This is a genomic window from Psychrobacter sp. AH5 (assembly GCF_040371085.1).
Classification (GTDB): Bacteria; Pseudomonadota; Gammaproteobacteria; order Pseudomonadales; family Moraxellaceae; genus Psychrobacter.
Map to the genome: position 1 here is coordinate 1,609,496 of NZ_JAMBMT010000001.1, position 19,372 is coordinate 1,628,867.

11 protein-coding genes and 1 pseudogene are annotated in these 19,372 nt (G+C 37.9%); 3 read left to right on the forward strand and 9 right to left on the reverse strand.

From position 1 onward, the window contains the following. Positions 1 to 9 precede the first annotated feature (9 nt). The 7 genes from M0N77_RS06780 to M0N77_RS06810 form a co-directional block, all read right to left on the reverse strand. Complete coding sequence (locus tag M0N77_RS06780) at positions 10 to 906, reverse strand: DUF6615 family protein (protein ID WP_353104477.1); 897 nt, start codon at positions 904 to 906, stop codon at positions 10 to 12. 173 nt (positions 907 to 1,079) lie between these two features. Beyond that, a complete protein-coding gene (locus M0N77_RS06785; protein WP_353104478.1) occupies positions 1,080 to 3,176 on the reverse strand; it encodes a DUF262 domain-containing protein in 2,097 nt (698 codons plus the stop codon). 132 nt (positions 3,177 to 3,308) lie between these two features. Then, positions 3,309 to 3,962 carry a SprT family zinc-dependent metalloprotease gene (locus M0N77_RS06790; RefSeq protein WP_353104479.1) on the reverse strand — a complete coding sequence of 218 codons (654 nt, stop codon included), beginning with the start codon at positions 3,960 to 3,962 and terminating at the stop codon, positions 3,309 to 3,311. Between the two features lie 2 nt (positions 3,963 to 3,964). Further along, a complete protein-coding gene (locus M0N77_RS06795) occupies positions 3,965 to 7,027 on the reverse strand; it encodes a type I restriction endonuclease subunit R (protein ID WP_353104480.1) in 3,063 nt (1,020 codons plus the stop codon). A 3-nt stretch (positions 7,028 to 7,030) separates the two neighbouring features. After that, positions 7,031 to 8,353 carry a restriction endonuclease subunit S gene (locus M0N77_RS06800; RefSeq protein ID WP_353104481.1) on the reverse strand — a complete coding sequence of 441 codons (1,323 nt, stop codon included), beginning with the start codon at positions 8,351 to 8,353 and terminating at the stop codon, positions 7,031 to 7,033. Continuing rightward, entirely contained in the window at positions 8,353 to 10,392 is a 2,040-nt protein-coding gene (locus M0N77_RS06805) for a class I SAM-dependent DNA methyltransferase (RefSeq protein WP_353104482.1), read from the reverse strand. Before M0N77_RS06805 ends, M0N77_RS06800 begins: the two co-directional genes overlap by 1 nt. A 243-nt stretch (positions 10,393 to 10,635) precedes the next feature. Next, the gene (locus M0N77_RS06810; protein WP_353104483.1) at positions 10,636 to 11,712 is read right to left on the reverse strand and encodes a hypothetical protein; all 1,077 of its coding nucleotides are present in this window, start codon (positions 11,710 to 11,712) and stop codon (positions 10,636 to 10,638) included. A 111-nt stretch (positions 11,713 to 11,823) separates the two neighbouring features. Between M0N77_RS06810 and M0N77_RS06815 the strand changes: the two genes are divergently transcribed. Continuing rightward, positions 11,824 to 12,720 carry a competence protein CoiA family protein gene (locus M0N77_RS06815; protein ID WP_353104484.1) on the forward strand — a complete coding sequence of 299 codons (897 nt, stop codon included), beginning with the start codon at positions 11,824 to 11,826 and terminating at the stop codon, positions 12,718 to 12,720. 106 nt (positions 12,721 to 12,826) lie between these two features. On the opposite strand, the gene M0N77_RS06820 is transcribed toward M0N77_RS06815, so the two are convergent. Further along, complete coding sequence (locus tag M0N77_RS06820; RefSeq protein ID WP_353104485.1) at positions 12,827 to 14,239, reverse strand: cytosine permease; 1,413 nt, start codon at positions 14,237 to 14,239, stop codon at positions 12,827 to 12,829. A 140-nt stretch (positions 14,240 to 14,379) separates the two neighbouring features. On the opposite strand from M0N77_RS06820, the gene M0N77_RS06825 reads away from it, so the two are divergent. Beyond that, positions 14,380 to 15,363 (forward strand): polysaccharide deacetylase family protein, encoded by a 984-nt coding sequence (locus M0N77_RS06825; protein WP_198328696.1) that lies wholly within the window; start codon positions 14,380 to 14,382, stop codon positions 15,361 to 15,363. Between the two features lie 556 nt (positions 15,364 to 15,919). Here the strand turns inward: M0N77_RS06825 and M0N77_RS06830 are convergent. Continuing rightward, positions 15,920 to 17,144 (reverse strand): annotated as a pseudogene (locus tag M0N77_RS06830) (IS3 family transposase). 345 nt (positions 17,145 to 17,489) lie between these two features. On the opposite strand from M0N77_RS06830, the gene M0N77_RS06835 reads away from it, so the two are divergent. Then, positions 17,490 to 19,304, forward strand: coding sequence for an NAD(P)/FAD-dependent oxidoreductase (locus tag M0N77_RS06835; RefSeq protein ID WP_198328698.1), 1,815 nt, complete (start codon positions 17,490 to 17,492; stop codon positions 19,302 to 19,304). Positions 19,305 to 19,372: the final 68 nt, after the last annotated feature.

Here is a 19,372-nt window from a genome sequence, read left to right on the forward strand (position 1 = left end):
TAAGTACTACTATATTCTAAGATCATATACAGCAATATTTGTGCTCATTAAACTATGACTATTAGAGTCATTATAATCATCATAAAAAATATTGTTATCTGGGATTCCGATGCTAGCTATGTAAGCTTTTACTGATTCACGATTTCTTATATATGCCTTCTCAGCATCTTTATAATCTTCTTCCTTAGCCTCTATTTCCTCCGATAGAAGCTTAGTCACATAGTCTGGCAACATTTCTGAAGATACTACACAACTGGTAATTTCTTCAGAACTATCTACTAAAGCTGAAAGCCTTTCTATAATTAGCCCTACGATGTTGCTATTATTCTGGTCGAGATATTCCTGTCCATAACAAAATAACTCATGAAAGTGGATACTTTTAGAGAGTAGTTTAGTCTTTGATAACTTCGCATATGGCTTCTGCGGTGCAAGTTTATTCACAGTTTTAGCATGGGCTATGAATACACCAGAATCTTTGAGAAGCTTGCGTGAAACAATATTAACTTTACTTGTAGAAGAAGCACTGTAAAAAATATATAAGGGCACTTTTTTAGTTATATTAGCGTGACCTAATAATTTAGTAATTTGTCCCTTCGATTGGTCTGGATAATTAATAGCTGAAACGTATTTATTATGCTCTTTACTAATTTTTTTCGCTTGAAACAGTAAAGGCAAGCTCTGAGTTTTACCTACTAACCAAATCTCCATTCTAAAGTCAGCGCCTGATGTCTTGCTCTCCTGAAGTTTAGTATAGTGTCTGAAATCTAAATGTTGGAAACACTTATTAATATCTGCCCACTTCCAAAATAAATAGTCGGTAATAGATTCTTCGCCTACGTGTCTAACATTTTCAGTAAATTCTACTACTTGCCTTTCGACCTCTTTATGTTTTTCACACATGTTCATATTAGGCTTTCCTAGCTATCAAATTAATAAGTTGTATTTAAAAAACAATCGTCTTACAGGCATATACTATCTTCAAAAAACCGATTTTTCATCAAGCACAATTCAAGATAACTATTATTTATAAGAAAGCTGTTTGTGTTAGCGTTTATGTCTAGCAGAATTACTGTAGAGAGTTATACGCCCTCACCCATCTGTATTTCTAAAGCTTGGCGAATCAGACCCATGACGTAAGGCACCTGAGAGATATTATTAATTCCTACCTCAGCATCCCCATTTCCCCATCGACCAAGATTGGTAACATCACGAGCTATACCTTTAGGATCATTTAGATCATGGAAGGGTATATTTAAAGTGAGACGCAGTCTACTCTTTTGAGGAACAACGTCCACAAAATTGGTATCCGCTTTAAACGCAACATAAAGTTTCAATATATCTTCAGTGACACTAGGATCAAGTGCCATTATTTCATTGCGTAGCTGTTCAAAAAGCTCGCGCATGGGCATTCCTTTATTTAGTTGAGGATGATCAGCTAATGTGTAACTTCCTTGCTTTGGTGGAGTATTTTGATAAGTTCTTAATACCTCTTCAGTCAGCGAAGGAGTATCCCAAACTTTAATAGCACGATTAGCAAGTTGATTGGCTCTAGCCTTGATTGCTTGTTCATTCCATAATTCTACAGCACCTAAGCCTTCATTGAGTATAAGAGGGCTATACTTGAAACCACCTGACATATCGCGTTTATCAGTAAATGGACGGTCACTATATTCAGAGTTATAACCAGTGAGTGTTAAGTTGCCCAAGGTATGTAGATAGGTTTCATGCACTCGTACCCATTCTTCACCAAGCTCATTCTGCCATTCTTTGGAAAGCTTTTCATTTTGAGGCATGATATGTTCGACGGTATATTCGTGCACTGGAACACGCTCTTTGCGTTCAAAATTTTCCAAACGGCGTAACCAATAACTTCTACTACGTATGGTATACAAATCGCGGAGAACTAAATCACGCTTAAACTCATCATTACGTGGAAATCTCTTATAAGAACGCAATCCTAGTAAATGCGCTTTAAAACTTTCTAAATAACGTTCTTTATCCAAAGATTTATGAAAAGTGGCAAAGGTTTTATTTAGAGAGTTGGTAGGAATAGCACAGACTGCACGGCGAAATACATAAGCTTCAATTAAGCGAATTGCTGTATGGAAGTCCTCTTTAGTAAGCTGCCCTTGACTATAGTCGTCATATAACTCAAGCAATAATGGATAAGCTACATCGACCTTTAATTCACGCAAGTCTCTGAACGCCATAGACAGTTGATTATCAGCCTCTTTATCTAGTGCCATTGCACAGAAGTAGCTTGCAAATGCGTGGATATCTGCTACTAGCTGATCTACACCTAAGCCCATTGTTTCAGCATTTTGCGCGTGTTGCTTAAAGGCATCATAGACACCGTCGATACGCGGTATATCCCCAGTCTTAACAGTAAGGTAATGGCGCATAAAACTATCAAAATAGCTGCCATATCCTTCCTGACCAAACTCAATTTCCATCGGTCGCCAATGATTATTATATAGTTTAGCTTGATGTTCTGGTTCTAACCCCATTAGTACAAAGTTACGAATCAGATCAGCTTGGCTCAATGCCTTACCAGTAGAGTTCATACTCTCAAAAATCAGCTGTGGATTATCTTGATCTCGGCTTAGAGCGATATCAACAATAATTAGCTTAGCTAAACCACGGCAGAGTTGTTCCAAATTATTATTCAGTTTTTCGATCTTCTTATCAAAGAAATTGAAATTTTCTTCAACACGAAGTGAATGATTCTCTGGAAGTGGCTTCTGTGTTACTAACGCCAAAAGACTGTCTTTATCAGTCTGTGTCAATATTAATTTATATTTGCGTTCACCTTTTTCATAAGGATTAAGCAAATAGTAGTTACGTAACTTTTCTGCTGAGAACCCTTCTATTGGCTCGCTGTCACCAAGATGCCTTGATAAAGCCTCTAACAGTAACATAGCCGTCGTTAAGCGCTGTTGTCCATCTATAACTAACAATGGAGACTGACTTGATATTTGGTATAAACCTTGCTCGATATAAACAACAGATCCAATAAAATGACCTCCTACAGCGTCATTACTACCTGCTCGAATGATATCATCCCACAGCTGTTGGCACTGTTGCTCGGTCCATGAGTAGGTACGCTGATAAATAGGAATAACAAATTGTGGTGACTTTTGCAGGAATTTAAGGAGTTTGGCTTCTGTTGCTTTCATAGCTGTAAATATTTCCTTGATATTAATTTTGTCATTTATTAATTGATCACTACAATAACTTCAGAATTTGGGTATAGCTTAATTGATTCCAATAACGAGGTAGATTGAACCCTCTATATTGTTACTGTATGCTTATAAGCTATTCCCGTATTTATCAAGCCAGTTAATCGCCTCTTTATAATCAGGATACAGTGACTTTAATAACGTCCAAAACTTAGCTGAATGATTCATGATTTTTGTGTGTACAAGTTCATGAATGATAATATAATCTGATACTAGAGTTGGCACCTTAATCAAACGCCAATTTAGAGAAATATTTTTATCACTAGAACAATTTCCTAGTTTAGTTTTTTGATCTTTAATGTAGACAGCTTTGTAAGTGAAATTCAACCTTCCTGCTAGCTCTTTAGTTCTAGGCACTAAGTATTTTTTGGCTTCAGCCTTATACCACTTTTTTTGAACAACGGGATCTAGCAGATCTTTTTTGGCTCGAATTGTCTTATATTCATGGTCAATGATGACTTTAGTACTACAAGTTTCATCGTAGAAGTAAGAGTACCTGTTACCAAACATTAAGAGTTGGTTACGGCCCAACTCAATCTGGATTTTCTTACTAAAAAAAGACTGCTGCTTAGTGACCCATTTTGATTTCTTAGTAATTAATGCCTCTATTTCATTATCAGCAAATGAAGTCGGCACAAGAACTCTGACTTGTCCATCTTCTGACACCCTTATTCTGGCGTGTTTAACATCTTTTTTCTCTATTATGTAATTCTTTGATGACATTTTTAATTTAATCCAAAATACTTAATAATACTCAGCATAATAGCATCCATAAGTTGCGAGTCATCTTCAATACCCAACTCTTGGTATTTGTCTGAAGCTGCAAATATTTCAATATAAACCTGCAAACGTGTAACTTCTTTAGGTATATCCTGCCAACCAATGTAAATTTTCCTTTTAACAATTAATTCTACTATATCCTTAGCAAGCTCTTTGGTTAACTCATCATTAAAGCTAATTAGATTGGCGTTTTTAATGTGGGCATAGATCTCAAACGTCCCTTTATCTGCAAATCCCATTTTTTGAGGCAAGGTAGCAATATCATCAAGTTCATCGTAAAGCTTTCCTAGCTCAAGTAAAAGCTGCTCAATCGCCTGATTTTCTTCATTTTTCTTTTTTACTAGCTCATCCAATCGGTTCTGAAACTCAACATATGCTGCACTATTTACTTCATTCCTGCGGATGACTGTTTCAATATCACGTATAATTTTTTCTGCCTTATCTGATGGAGACAACTTAGTTTGTCTTAACTCATCCAGATAGTTCGAATCAATAGTGACCTCAGGCAGATGTCCCTTAAAGTCAATTAATTGAGCGCTTTCTTCTATCAGCTTTCTAGTTTTAGCTGCATATATCTCAGCATCGAAGTCCAAGCGTTTAAATTCTTCCAGATAAATCTCATATATTACATTGAGCCATAGATACTTATTGCGGTACTCTCTTAGTTTAGGATGTGGTGATATTGCCTCCCATAACTGAAGTACTTCTTTATAATCCTGTTCAAATTTGCCTTGGTCTAATTCATTTAATTTGCGTACAATTGCCATTGAGCATTCGTAACTATCTTCTAGCTCTATATCTTCAAAAGGCTTTAATGCCGCTTCTAAAACCTTAGGAAACTGATCTACTAAACTCTCAACATCCTCAAACTCTCCGATGTCTTCAGGATCATAATTTAAAGCTGCTTTATAGTTTTGGAATACGCCAACATAGTCCACAATGCGACCAAACTCTTTAGATAGATTAGATATTTTGTCATCATAAGGGCGGTTAGTACGAGCAACTGCTTGTAGTAAGTTGTGGTCTCTAATTGGACTATCCAAATACATGGTTTGTTCAATGGGTGCATCAAATCCAGTAAGAAGCATATTGCAAACAATAATGATTTTAAGGTTATTACCACTCTTCAATTCTTTAGGAGTAATACGTTTTTTAAAGTTCGTAATTAATTTACGACGTTCTTTATCTTCTTTATAATGATCTTTGAACAGCTCGTACTTCTCACCTTCTTCATAATTACCTGTAGAGAAGATAATCGTCATTTCTGATTGATCAAAATAATTTAGTAGCTCATTATAGTAAAGAACACACGCTTCTTTATCACAGGCTACTAGCTGTGCCTTATAGCCTTGAGGCTCAACACCTTCTTTGAAATCGTGAGCAATATCTTTGGCAAGAACTTCGATTCTATCAGGATGTTTTAAAAAAACCTTCCACGCCTGAACTCTTCTCTCTACTAGTCTCTTTTCATCTTCACTTAAATCAGCCGCAATCTCATCATAGCCTTGCTTGAGCTTATCTTTGTCAAGAAACCATTCTTGCGGACCGAAAGTGTAGCGAATGGGTACAGTAGCTCCGTCTTCGATAGCGTCTTGAATGCTATACTTGTCTAGATAATGCTCATGAGAGCCTTCTTCCTTTTTTATACCAAATTCTTGATGAGTCTTGGGGATTGGTGTGCCGGTGAACGCAAAACGACGCGCGTTAGGCAAAACGTTTTGTAGCTCTATCTGAAAGTTACCATACTGAGTACGATGTGCCTCATCAATAAGTATAATGATGTTATCTCGAGAGTCTTGGACATTACCAAGCTCTCTAAATTTTTGCACTGTAGTGATAAACACCCCTGCTGGTGATTTATCAATAATATATTTTAAATCGCCGATGTTGTGGACAGGCCTAACATTAGGAAAGTCGCAATCATCGAAAGTCCCACCTATTTGCTCTCGAAGCCCCTTACGGTCGACTACTATGTATACGGTTGGATCTTTAAGTGAGGGAGTATTGCGAAGCTTATAAGCGGTATATAGCATGGTCAAGCTTTTGCCTGACCCTTGAGTATGCCATATTACACCTTGCTTTAAATCCGACTCTGCAACTCGGTGCACGATTTTATTAGCCGCACGAAATTGCTGATAGCGTGCTACTTTCTTGATAACACTGCTTTCAGCTCGCTCAAAGACCAAAAAGTTTTTAACAATATCTAGCACTCGAGCTGGTTGTAACAGACCAACTATACCAAGCTTCATCTGCTCTAAGACTTTACCGTTAGGTAAGCGCTCTACATCGAAGTGATAAAAACCATCTTCTTCATTTATTGAGGTATGGCATAGATCATTATTTTCATCCAAGATAGGGTTGGGATAATCTGTTTCTAACAAAGTACTCTTCCATTCGTTGAAATACGACGAAGATGCGCCTAGAATACCGTATTTTGCAATGCGCCCATTACATGCCACACCAAAGCCGTGACACATATAGAATTTATCAGCACGTTGTTTGTAGGTAGAAAACTGCTTAACACCTTCGAGCCAGTTCGTGCCCTTGCGTGCTCGTTGTTTTGCTTCAATAGGCACTAATGGAATACCATTTACCAACAGGACGATATCCGTCCTTACCAATTCCAAGCCTTGTACTGAATACTGGTTGGTGACGATAAAGCTATTTTGCCAAATATCATTAAAATCAATAAAACAGAAATCTTTATCCTCACCGTCTACTGATAAAGTAATACCCTTTACAAGCTTTTCTAAAAAAGCTTCGTTTCCAAGAGTCGGGTTAAAATTATTAAAGTTGTGAGTTAACTGCTCTACCACTCTCTCGGCGATATCGACTGAAACCTGATTGATACTAGCGACTTTATCAATAAGAATTGTGTCGATAATAGGATTGGCAACTGGTCGGTTATACCTTTTTAAGTCATTACAACTTTCAAAGACCCAACCCATCTTAGATAACCATTCCGTGACTGGCTTCTCAACACCTTTAAGTTCTGACAGTTTACCCATGACTTACGCCTTATCCAATAGCTTATTTATTTTGTCCACATCCACTCGGACTTTTCCTGTTAATAGGTTTTGCATTAATGATTTTTTTAAACTTTTAAGAGTTTTTACTTTAGCATTCTTAGAAACTACAATATTGTTTACCTTATCTATATTTTCAGCAATTAAAACTTGCTCAGTAAGTGACTCAGGTATTACAAATTTAAACTTCCTAAAATCACTTAAAGATAAGTTTGCTCGTGCGGTTTCAACTTGCGAACCAAGAAGCCTTCTCTGTGTTTTGTCAGTTTGTAGATAATAGGCTAAAAATTTACTATCGTTACCTTCATTAGACCTAAAAACACAAACTGCCTGATTTGTATTAGCACACTTGACATTCAAATCATAGACTGCACAGCGTCCGATAGAAGCTCCTACAATATTAATTAAGATATCGCCTTTAATTAACTGACTGTTTTTTATTTTATTATTGAACTCAATTGGTAGATATTTTGGCTTAGATACATCAATATATCCATCTCTAACGTTTTCACTTGTTATAAACAGTATGCCTGAAGATTGATAGTCAAATCCTTGCCATTTAGGTGATTGGCCTTTAGCAATTTTTGTAGTAATTATATTTCCTTTTACTACAGACCAGCCTTTTGGGATTTTTCCAAGCTTATCATCATTATAGAACTCATCTTCCTTTCGCCAAGTCCAATCAGGCTTCAACTTGCCAATTAGTAAATTTTGCATTAGTGATTTTTTAAGGCATTCTGCTGAAAGAATACTATTCTCTATTGCTTCAATAGATTCATCTACTGTAGACAGAATGCCAGCAATAGCTTTTTGTTCAGGAAGTGGAGCACAGGGTAGCTTAAGTTTTGAAAAATAACGTTTTGATAACTCGATCTGATTTGTTGATCCTGTATAGCAGACCGACTCCAAATATCGTTGACCAAGTTCAGATGTCAAAAAGTAGCGAGCATATGTACTATCAATGGAATCTTCCGTCGTTCTTAGTACAGTAACATGACTGTCCGCAACTGCCTGAACGTCAGAGTATGACCATTGATTTACTCTACCTATAGTACCTGTACCTGTAGAGTTGATTAGAATATCCCCTTCACGCAAATAGAAAGAATCATCTATCTGATTAGGTACTACATGATATTTAACCTTTTCTAAATTAACGCAGTTCCATCTAATGCAATCTTGATTAACGACAAACAAGCCCTGATCATCTTCACTATAAATAGGAGACTTGCCACGACGCATAAAGGTGTTGTTATCTTTCAATTGCTTTTCAGTCCAGCCTATAGGCAAATTTTCAATAACTTTTTTCATTATTGAATTACCTCCATTAGTTCCTTAAGTAAGTCATCAAACGAACTTTCAATAACTAATGACGACTTAAAGTCTGAAACTGCTTCTTTTAAATCAATTTCTTCTTCAGGCTCAAAAGTATCAACGTAACGTGGAATATTAAGGTTAAATTCGTTTTCTTCCAATTCTTCCATATCTACTACAGAGAAATAACGCTTACTTAGCTGTGGATCAGCTAGTACAGTTAATAACTCAGTTTCGACCTCATCAATAGCCAGTCGCTCTTTATTTGCTTGCTCTTGAGCATCTGATATTTTTTGTTCTTTTTCAAAGATCAGCTTTTCGAGTAAATCTTCGCCCTTTACTTTGTTATTGATCATCGTTTTAGTTGGCTTTTTATCTTCAGACTCTCGCTTTAATATCTGCTCATCCGCTTCTATTATTTTATTCTTAGCAAACTCAATGTCATCAATACTATCAATCTCTATTTCATTTAGTTTAAAAGCTAGCTCTTCATCAATAAGTTCACGCAGCCGCGTTTTTTGCGAGTCTATCCACGCTTTGGCTATTTCTATATCACCCCAGCTCTCTAATATGGTAGATATACGCAGCATATCTTGCGGCATAAGCGTATTCATATTGGACTCTTCTTTATACCAGCCCTCTCTAGCAGCATAGACCATCAGCACCTTGTTTTTGCGCTCTTCTGGTTTATTTTTATCAATAAGCAAGATTGAGCCAGGTATTGTCGTTCCATAAAACAAGTTGCTCGGTAATACGACTATGGCATCAATAATGTTGACGCCCTTAACGAACTCACCGTCCTTATTAACTGCACCTTGTAAAAAACCACGACGAATTAAATATTCATCATCCGCTTTGCGGTTCTGTCCATCCTCTTCTTCCGTTTTTTCAGGCTGACCACGAAACAATACCCCTTGTGGGCATACTACACCAGCCTTACCATTTTCATTGATTGAGGCAACGATATGCTGTAGAAATGCGAAATCACCATTTGAATAAGGCGGAATGCCATAATCAAAACGTTTATATTGATCACTGAACTCTTCTTTACCTGGATAGCTCAGTTTAGGAGAGCCATCCTTATTAGTTTCAGGTTTACCCTTTTTGTTCTTCTTAGGTTCACCGTTCTTCCACCAGTTTTCCTGTGAGAATGGGAAATTAGCAGTGGCATAATCAAATTTCTTTATAGCTAAACTATTATCTTCTTCAGTAAATTTAGGGTCTTTTAGAGTATCCCCTTTTTCGATAGAAGCGTCTAACCCATGAAGAATCATATTTATATTAGCAATTGCCCAAGTATTCCACACATCCTCTTGCCCAAATAACCGAATGTTTTTTTGAGATCCTGTGGTTTTTTTGATGTATTTGGCGGCATTAATTAAGAAGCCTCCAGAACCACAAGTTGGATCGTATAATGTAGTGCCTTTTTGAGGCTTTAGATAACGCACGATAATATCAACGACTTCTTGCGGGGTATAAAACTGCCCAGCCGTAGTGCCACCTTTATTTTCGTCTGCAAATCGCTTAATCAGGTATTCATAAGCATCACCAAGTATATCTACTGAAGCATTTCTATTACTTAAATCTACTGCATCCAAATAGCTAACTAGAAGGCTAACAACCTCAGGATGCAACTTTTTACCACCAGAACCATCTGGAGATGGCTCATTCCAGCGTACTGTATTGATGACGCCCTTAAGTGATGGGTTAGCATCAGCAATTGCATTAACGGCTTTATTTAAAGCATCGTTTTTTCTATCCAATGGTGCGTTTCGGACATCTGTCCAAAAATGACCTTCAGGAATAATAAAGTCGTGTTTGTCCTTAATAATTTTTTGTTTTTGTTTTTCATTAGGCTCTACGCCATACTCTTTTACAAACTCTTTGATGCCATGCTCAATCTCCCAAGCATAGTTGTCTGATAAGCGCTTAAAGAATAGGAGTGATAGTATATATGACTTATAATCCTCAACTTTATCTCGTAGAATATCTGCCATTCCAAAAAGAGTACTACCTAATGCTTGCTTACTAATCATTTTTGCTCCGTTAAACTGCTGCCTATAATTGCTTCAGATATATTTAAAAAATTTGATTAAGATGTTTAAAACTAGATCATGATGCCTTACATGTATCATTACATTGTGGTTCATTGGATACTAATTTACAATCCTTCCACCATTTAAAACGTCAATTTGTGTCGCGCAATTAAACGACTTATCTATTTAATTACTAATTACTTTATGATACCTCACCTACTAAAATTCGTAGATCACCAATATTTAAGTATTTGGATTTTCACATCTTAGCAAATTATCCACTCCCAAAAACCATCCTTTCATCGTCATCCGATCAAAGCTATATACATGTGCATGAGGCGCTTCTCTACAGCGTCCTACTAGCGGCTGCTTTTGATCAGGCTTGCCATCAGCAAGCTCTATCAATCCTGAGCAAATTGGACAAGTTGCAGTAAACTCTGTGACTCTCGCTACATTCAGCCTATCTTTGTCCCAATACATCTCGATATCCGCATTTACGACATTAATATTTGCAAAGAACATAGGCGCTTTAACAACACGGTAATAAGGCAGTCTATATAACGGCACAAAGAAATATCGCCAGTTAAGATAAGCCAGAGGAATGAATGCTACAAAAATTATGGCTTGCCAAAGCTTAAAATTTGGCAAGTCGCTTAGCAATAAGATGACGAGTAAGGAAAATATAGCAATAAAGATATCCAATAAAAAACTTAGCATCAGCAAAACCATTAGCAAAACGCCTCGAAAGCTTAAGATCTTTAGCTCACCCTTTTTGAAGAAAAGCCGAGTGAATAAAGATGGCTTAATCTCAGAAGCCGCTTTTCGCTCATAAGTAACACTACTTAAATATTCATCATCCTCAATGTCATCAGAGTCAATGACGGCAGATCCAGCTATCTGCTCTTCATCTACTTCCTCATTTTCAATAGCTTTAATGCTCATCCATACGAGGGTTCTGTTCTTGGCACCACCCTCTGATAAAGATGAGATAACTTCTGGCAAATAGCCTATATCATTAAACGCCTGTTCACAGTCTGGTTGTGACTCAATAAACTTTACTAACTCTATATTTAATCTATCCGTTTTTATCTTATTTTTAGCGATTTCACTGCTTACAGTATTTTCATTTACGCCTCTAGCTTTGGCGTAAATAACTTGCCTCGATAGCTTCTCAGGCTCAAACTCTTCATCTGAATATTTTAGTTTGTTGAGCTGTGCGTCAACTATTATTCTTAGACAATGATCATAAAAAGTATTTCTTGGAAAATTAAGCAATTGTTTTTTGAGCTCTTCAAAAACAACTAAGTGTATGTTTTTCATAGATAAATACCGATTAAAACCCTATTATATCCCCTATAGCAGTCTGTTCCAGAGGCAGAATTCTTCTCATAATTACCTCACTCCTAACCAACTAACAAGAGGATGGTAACTATGTCAATGTCAATCGCTGTTAATGAGCAAAAGCAAATCGTCAATATTAAGCAAGTCGAGCGAGGGCTGGCTTGTATGTGTTTTTGCTTTGAATGTGGTGAGCCTGTAGTGGCTCGTAAAGGTGAGAAAAATGAGCATCATTTTGCGCATCTCAACAATAAGGAAAGCTGCACTATCCACCCTGAAAGTATCCTACACAAGTTTGCCAAGCAAGTCATTATGGAACAGAGGTATTTAACACTGCCATCACTACCTGATGACGAAAATAGCGAGGATAAAACTTGGGAGTTTGATCAGCTGATTGAGGAACAAGCTGTTGGCTGTATTCGGCCTGATATAGTCGCAACGGTTGACGGGGAAATGATGTTTATTGAAGTTGCTGTGACTTCTTTCATCGATACCGATAAAGCGGATTTTATTAAGCAATTAGGTATTAAGACCGTTGAGATCGATTTGAGAGGAATCATCACACAAGGTATTGAGTTGCCAAGTGAGGAAGCCAAAGATTACATTTTAGACTGTGTCAGTAATAAGCAGTGGATATTTCCAGCACCGAAATCGTTAGCAGTACCAATAGCCCCTGCACCATCACCTGAGCCTCTTTATAATTGCCAGAGCAGTACTGATGAGAATAACAACGGAAGCTTTGATAAAGGCTATACCATCTATCGCTTTACCATCAAACACGCTTGGGTAGATGTCAGGGTCTTTAATTCAGGCATGGTATCTATTAAGTGTGTGACCTACAACCATGATGTCATTGAGATACTAAAGCAATGGCGTAACGAAGGCGGTGGTCAGTACAACCAAAAATATAAGTCATGGAATTACTTTAAGCCGTTTTCAGACACCGTCTTGCGACGATTACAAGAGATGGATAGCTCCCCCAAGCAATGAGCTAATCCAGTGCATTCAAGGTAAGGCCTTACTATCAGCATTGATAGTAAGGCCTTACCTTATAACAAACTATAGGAGTTTTTGTCTAAACTCTATCATATCTAGATTAATTTGAAATAGGAGATAAAAAACCAGGACTTATGACTTGCTTTTGTTCAGCACGCGAAGACATAGCAAAAGATAGAACAATATGTAAAACAAAGGTAATTATTAATGCCGCTAGACCTGCGGGGAAATCAAATGGTATAGATATTTTATACTGAAATAAAACTCCCATAATCGCTCCAACTATGAATGAAATTATGGCAGGCCATCGTACTGGTGGCATATCATTAGGATTTGCTGTCGCATATTCAGAACGTCTAATGATGTAGAAATCTGCTAGGATTGGTCCTGCCAAGGGCACAAATGCGGCTCCTAGAATTGTAATAAAATCACTGAAAAAATAACTATAAAAGCCTAACGCCCCTAATACACTACCAATAGCTCCCATTGTAATAACGATTTTACCACGTGGTAATGTAATGCCCATAGACTCAGCTGAAGGGCCGATATATAAAGCATTACAGTAAAGCTCAGACATGTTAGTCGTCCAAAGAGCTACGACCCATAATGTAACACCCATTACCGTTAAGACAAGCCCATTTTGTACCATCCACGTTATAAAATTCGCATCTCCAGTTGTTATAGCACCTAAATAACCGACAACATTCAGAAGAGGGTTAGTTAATACGAAGCAGGCCATTGCACCAATAAAAACATGTGACGTACGTTTAGCATAACGAAAGATATCAACACCCATAATAACGCCAGCGATCCAAGCACCAATCATCACAGTAACTGCAGTACCTCGTGATAACCCTTCTCGTGTTGAAGCCTCAACCATCACTTTATCAAAACCGCCAAACTGTTTGACCATTATATAAGAAGCAACTATAGCGATGACCAAAACAAATGGTGCCGCGAAACTTGAAATCTTTTCAATTGCAGCTATACCTTTCCATGCAGAATACGTAAAAACAGCTCCCCATATTAAACAAATTAAAATATATTCTAGACTAAGGCCATTAATAACAGTTATTCCTGTTACATCTCCTAGTGCTACGTTGAAGATATCACCTACCATACCTACAATTGAAGCAAACCAACCTAAAGTTAAACAAGCCATAATTAGCATAGGTAGGATCATGCCTTTTTTACCATAGGAAATGCGAGATATAAGAGAAAGGTTCAATCCAGTCTTCATAGCGGCAAAACCAAGTAAAAACGTAAGTACTAGTAAGACCCCCTCTCCAACTGATATAGCAATCAGAGCATCAGTAAAAGACATTCCGGGATTGCCGTCTTGGCCTGCTAATAGTCCTCCAATAATAAGTCCCGTAGGTACATAGCCAAAACCTACCCAAATCGCAAACATCGCCCACCATGAACGTCTTTCACTGGTTGGCACAGGTGTAAGCATATGTTCTTCATGACTATCTTGCTCATCCAACTGAGCTGTATGTAGATGATCAGACATACGTATTCCCTCCATTGAAGTTTTTTAACATCCTCATTCTCTATATCATTACAACATATAATGACAAATGTAAAGATTTACTTACTCACTTCTTTGTTATAGGGTATATAGGAAGAATATCTTTATTAAAGGGAGTTAATATGTCTAGAAAAGAGCAGCTTTCAAAAAATCATTGGTATCGTAACGACGATCTACCAAATGTGAGCGGACCCAATCGCGAAATACAAGGTTACGGAGAACACCCTCCAAAAATAAGATGGAATAACGGTGCGAAAGTCGCAATTAATATCGTTGTTAACTATGAAGAAGGGTCTGAGAAAACCTTTGCTATGGGCGATGGTATGAATGATGGCATGCATGAGTTACCGTTTGAAGTAGATGATCAGCGTGATCTTGCTAAAGAATCAATGTATGAATATGGATCTAGAGCAGGCATTTGGCGTCTATTTAGAATATTTGATCGTTATAAAGTTCCAGCAACCTTTTTTGCTGCAGCCGTAGCACTTGAACGCAATCCTGATGTTGCAAAAAAAATGAATGAGCGCAAAGACGAGATTGTTGGTCATGGTTATCGTTGGATTGATCATTATGAGTATTCACGTGAAGAAGAAAAAGATCTCATAAATTTAGCAATGGACTCTTTCCAAAAGACACTTGGACGACAGCCCATAGGATGGTATTGCCGTGAAATGTCAGTTAACACGCGTGAGCTTTTAGTCGAAGATGGACGTTTCACTTATGATTCAGATTACTATGGTGATGATCTACCATTCTGGACTTTTGTGGATGGAAAGTCACATTTAGTAATACCCTATTCCTTAGTCAGTAACGACTGTCGATATATCATAGGTACAGGCTTTGGAGCACCATCAGACTTTGTTGAAACAGCATCACGTATGTTGGACCAATTGTTAGAAGATGGCGACGACTGTGGTCGTATGATGTCTATTGGTATACATCCGCGCATTACTGGAAACCCAGCACGTGCACATGGTTTGGCTGAATTTATTCGCTATGCACAATCTAAAGAAGACGTAGTATTTATGCATAGAGATGATATTGCAAAAAAATTCATTGAGCAGGTTCCACGTCCTGCATCTCCAGAAGATTGCCTTAATAAGTAAGTGACATACGTCGGTTTTATACTTTTAGGGTTTAAATATAGATAGTTAGTGATATTAGAATAAAACCTCTTAATGAAATTAAGAGGTTTTTTAGTATATTATTCTGAGATTTGTCTCACTACCCACATAAACTGCCTTAACCTTTTCGACTGTTCAGTTAGGATCGAAATGTCGTAAACTTTACTCATTACCTATTCTTTGGTTAGTGGATTATAAGCAGTTACACAATTTTCAGGGAAACTCCATCATCACAAGATTCAACATACTGCTAAGTTGACTTAGTTTCATTTATAGAACCCCTCTTTATTTCAATATAACCATCAACATGTGTATAGCTAAAAAAATGTTTTCGTATCCCCAGAAACAATAAGAAATGCATACCTGAAAACTAAACAACATCACTCTTAGGCAGTTGAAAAGGCTAATGTTTTCAATCATTATCCTAAAGCAATCCAATTGAAAGTGAGTATGAATACCATATAGTATCGAGGTTGTAGAATATCAGAGAACTGACCCCTGCTGTCAAATCCGTACAGTTAAACTTGGGAGATTTTAATTACGCAGCTTGACGATAATAATCAAACCACACCTGTCTTGGCGATTTATAGCCCAAGCCCTTTTGAATTCTCGTTTGGTTGTAATACAGCTCAATATATCCAACGATATCGCTGATAGCTGCAAATCTTGTTTTATAGTCCTGGTGATATACTAGCTCATTCTTCAATATGCCCCAGAAGCTTTCTATGGGCGCGTTATCAAAGCAATTACCTTTAGCGCTCATTGAACCTGTAAACTGATGCTGCTTGATGATCTTATGGTACGCGTGGCTACAGTACTGACTGCCTCTGTCAGAGTGGACTATTAGCCCTTGGCTGGGTCGTTTGTTCTTAATAGCCATATTGAGTGCACGGCAGACCAAATCTGCGGTCATGCGTTTGTTGATAGCGTAACCGACAAGCTCTTTAGTGTATAAGTCTTTAACGCCTGCTAAATACAGCCAGCCCTCATTTGTCCAGATGTAAGTAATATCACTAACCCAAGATTCATTGGGACGATTGGTATCAAACTTCTGATCGAGCACGTTGTCATAGACAAGTTTGTTGTGATCAGAGTCGGTTGTCACTTTAAAACGCTTGTGACGACGGCATTTGATGCCGTGTTCCTCTTTGATGCTTCTGACCATGTATAGACTAATATTATGCCCTTGCTCGGTGAGCGTGGCATGCAGTCGATCAACACCATAGCGCTCACGAGCTTCACTATGAGCGGCTTTAACTAGTAGCTCGCACTGATTGCGGTGTATCTGCTGACAGCTGATTTCACGACTCAGCCAGTCGTAGTAGCTTGATGGTTTAACGCTGAGTACGCGGCACATTCTACTGATGCTAAAGACTTGCTGGTTGTCTTTGATAAAGGCGTACTTTACTAACTGTTTTTCGCGAAGTACGCCGTCGCCAACTCGAGCATAGCTCTCACCTTGCGTCGGGGCGAAGCAGTGCTTCGCTTTATCCCTCCTCATTTAGTATTTCGCGCTCCTCTTCGGCAACTTTAAGCTGCCGCTTGAGCTGCTTTATTTCCTGAATAGCTGCCATAAGCTCAGGATCATATTGTTCTGTGCCGATAAGTTTGCCTTGATTGGCTTTACTGTGCCAGTTTGATAAGGTCTGCATGGCGATGCCAAGCTGCTTTGCGGTCGCTGAAATATTGCCGTTATTGTCTGCTATCTTCTTGACGGCTTCTGCTTTAAATTCTGGGCTGTAAGTTCTAATTTTCTTGGTCATGGTAAACTCCTGTTATTGTGCTTAGTTTACCAAGTTTAGGTGTACGGTTTATTCAGCATAGTTCAAACAACCGTACGCTATAATTGACAATACCTACTTGTAAGAGATATAGTCTTTAAGAGATATAGTTTTTAAGAGCTATAGCTCTTACAAGCAGATATTGTCCGTAAAAAATATACTTTCTATTTGGTATATTCTTTTTTTGAAATGATTCTCACTTATATCAACAGATTATACTTTTCGACTCACTTTGAAAAGCATGCTATTTAGCGATTAGTAAAATTTTTACTGCTGCATATGGATTTCAGCAATAGAGTAAATAAAAATAACCATGGAGAGGAATTTATGACTATTCAAAAATTAGATAGCGAGCTATCTGTAAGTCAACAAGTAACTAATTGGCTGGAAGGTTTTGATCAAGCCTTGCGTGTAAAAGATATAGACAAAGCAGCAGAGTATTTTGAAGAAGAAGGATTTTGGCGTGATTTAATTTCATTCACTTGGAATATAAAAACGTTAGAAGGTCAAGATGAAATTAAAGACATGCTTTCACATACTTTAGAAACGACTGAACCGTATAACTGGAAGCTTGATGGAGAAGCGGTAGAAAATGATGGCGTTATAGAAGCTTGGATAAGCTTTAACACTAAGGTGGCGAAAGGCTATGGACATTTGCGTCTGCGTAACGGCAAAGCTTGGACCTTATTAACGACTATGGTTGAGCTCAAAGACTTCCCTGAAAAGCGTAAAAGATTACGCCCAAAAGGTGCTGAACACGGTGCTGACCCCAATCGTTTAACGTGGCAGGAAAAACGTGAAGCTGAAGAGAAGAACCTTGGTTATAGCGAGCAACCTTATTGCTTAATCATTGGTGGTGGACAGGGTGGTATAGGTTTAGGAGCTCGCTTGAGACAACTCGAAGTTCCAACAATTGTTATTGATAAGCAGCCTAGACCAGGTGATACGTGGCGTAATCGTTATAAGTCATTATGTTTGCATGATCCTGTCTGGTACGACCACATGCCTTATCTTCCTTTTCCTGAGAACTGGCCAGTATTTACTCCAAAAGATAAAGTTGGTGATTGGCTGGAAATGTACACTAAGATTATGGAGTTGAACTATTGGGGGTCAACTGAGTGTATTAGCGCTGAATTTGATGAAGAACTAAAGCAGTGGAATGTAGAGGTTGATAGAGCGGGTGAGCGTTTAACATTACACCCTCAGCAATTGGTTTTAGCTACTGGTATGTCAGGACTACCAAATATTCCAGAAATTACTGGCATGGAAGATTTTTCTGGAGAGCAACATCACTCAAGCCAACACCCAGGTGGTGAGGCTTATAGAGGAAAGAAATGTATTGTACTAGGTGCCAATAACTCAGCGCATGATATTTGTGCCGCCCTTTGGGAAAATGGCGCAGACGTAACTATGATACAACGCTCCTCAACGCATATTATTAAATCAGACACATTAATGGAAGAAGTATTAGGTGGCTTATATTCTGAAGAAGCGGTTGAAAAAGGAATAACTACATATAAGGCAGACCTCACTTTTGGCTCAATACCTTTTAAAATCATGCCACAATTTCATGAGCCCGTTTACCGTAGAGTGGCGGAACTAGATGCTGACTTTTATGAAAAGCTAACCGATGCAGGCTTTATGCTTGACTTTGGTGAAGATCATACTGGTCTATTTATGAAATATTTACGTCGAGGTTCTGGTTATTATATTGATGTAGGTGCTTCTGATCTTGTAGCGAAAGGTAAAATAAAACTTAAATCCAATGTAAGTATCGATCATATCAAATCTAATTCAGTAGTCTTAACTGACGGGTCGGAGTTAGAAGCCGATTTAATTGTATATGCGACCGGATATGGTTCCATGAATGGCTGGGCTGCAAAAATTATTTCACAAGAGGTAGCCGATAAAGTTGGTAAATGTTGGGGAATGGGCTCAGATACCGCTAAAGACCCAGGTCCTTGGGAAGGCGAGCTAAGAAATATGTGGAGACCAACGCAACAAGATGCGTTATGGTTCCATGGTGGAAACCTTCATCAGTCGCGACATTACTCTCAATACTTATCATTGCAACTTAAAGCCAGAATGGAAGGGATAGAAACGCCAGTTTATGGTTTACAGGAGGTTCACCACTTAGAGTGATCTGAACGCCACTACTCAAAGTAAATTATAAAAAGTAGTAATTTTAAAGGCCATGCTGATGTAATTCA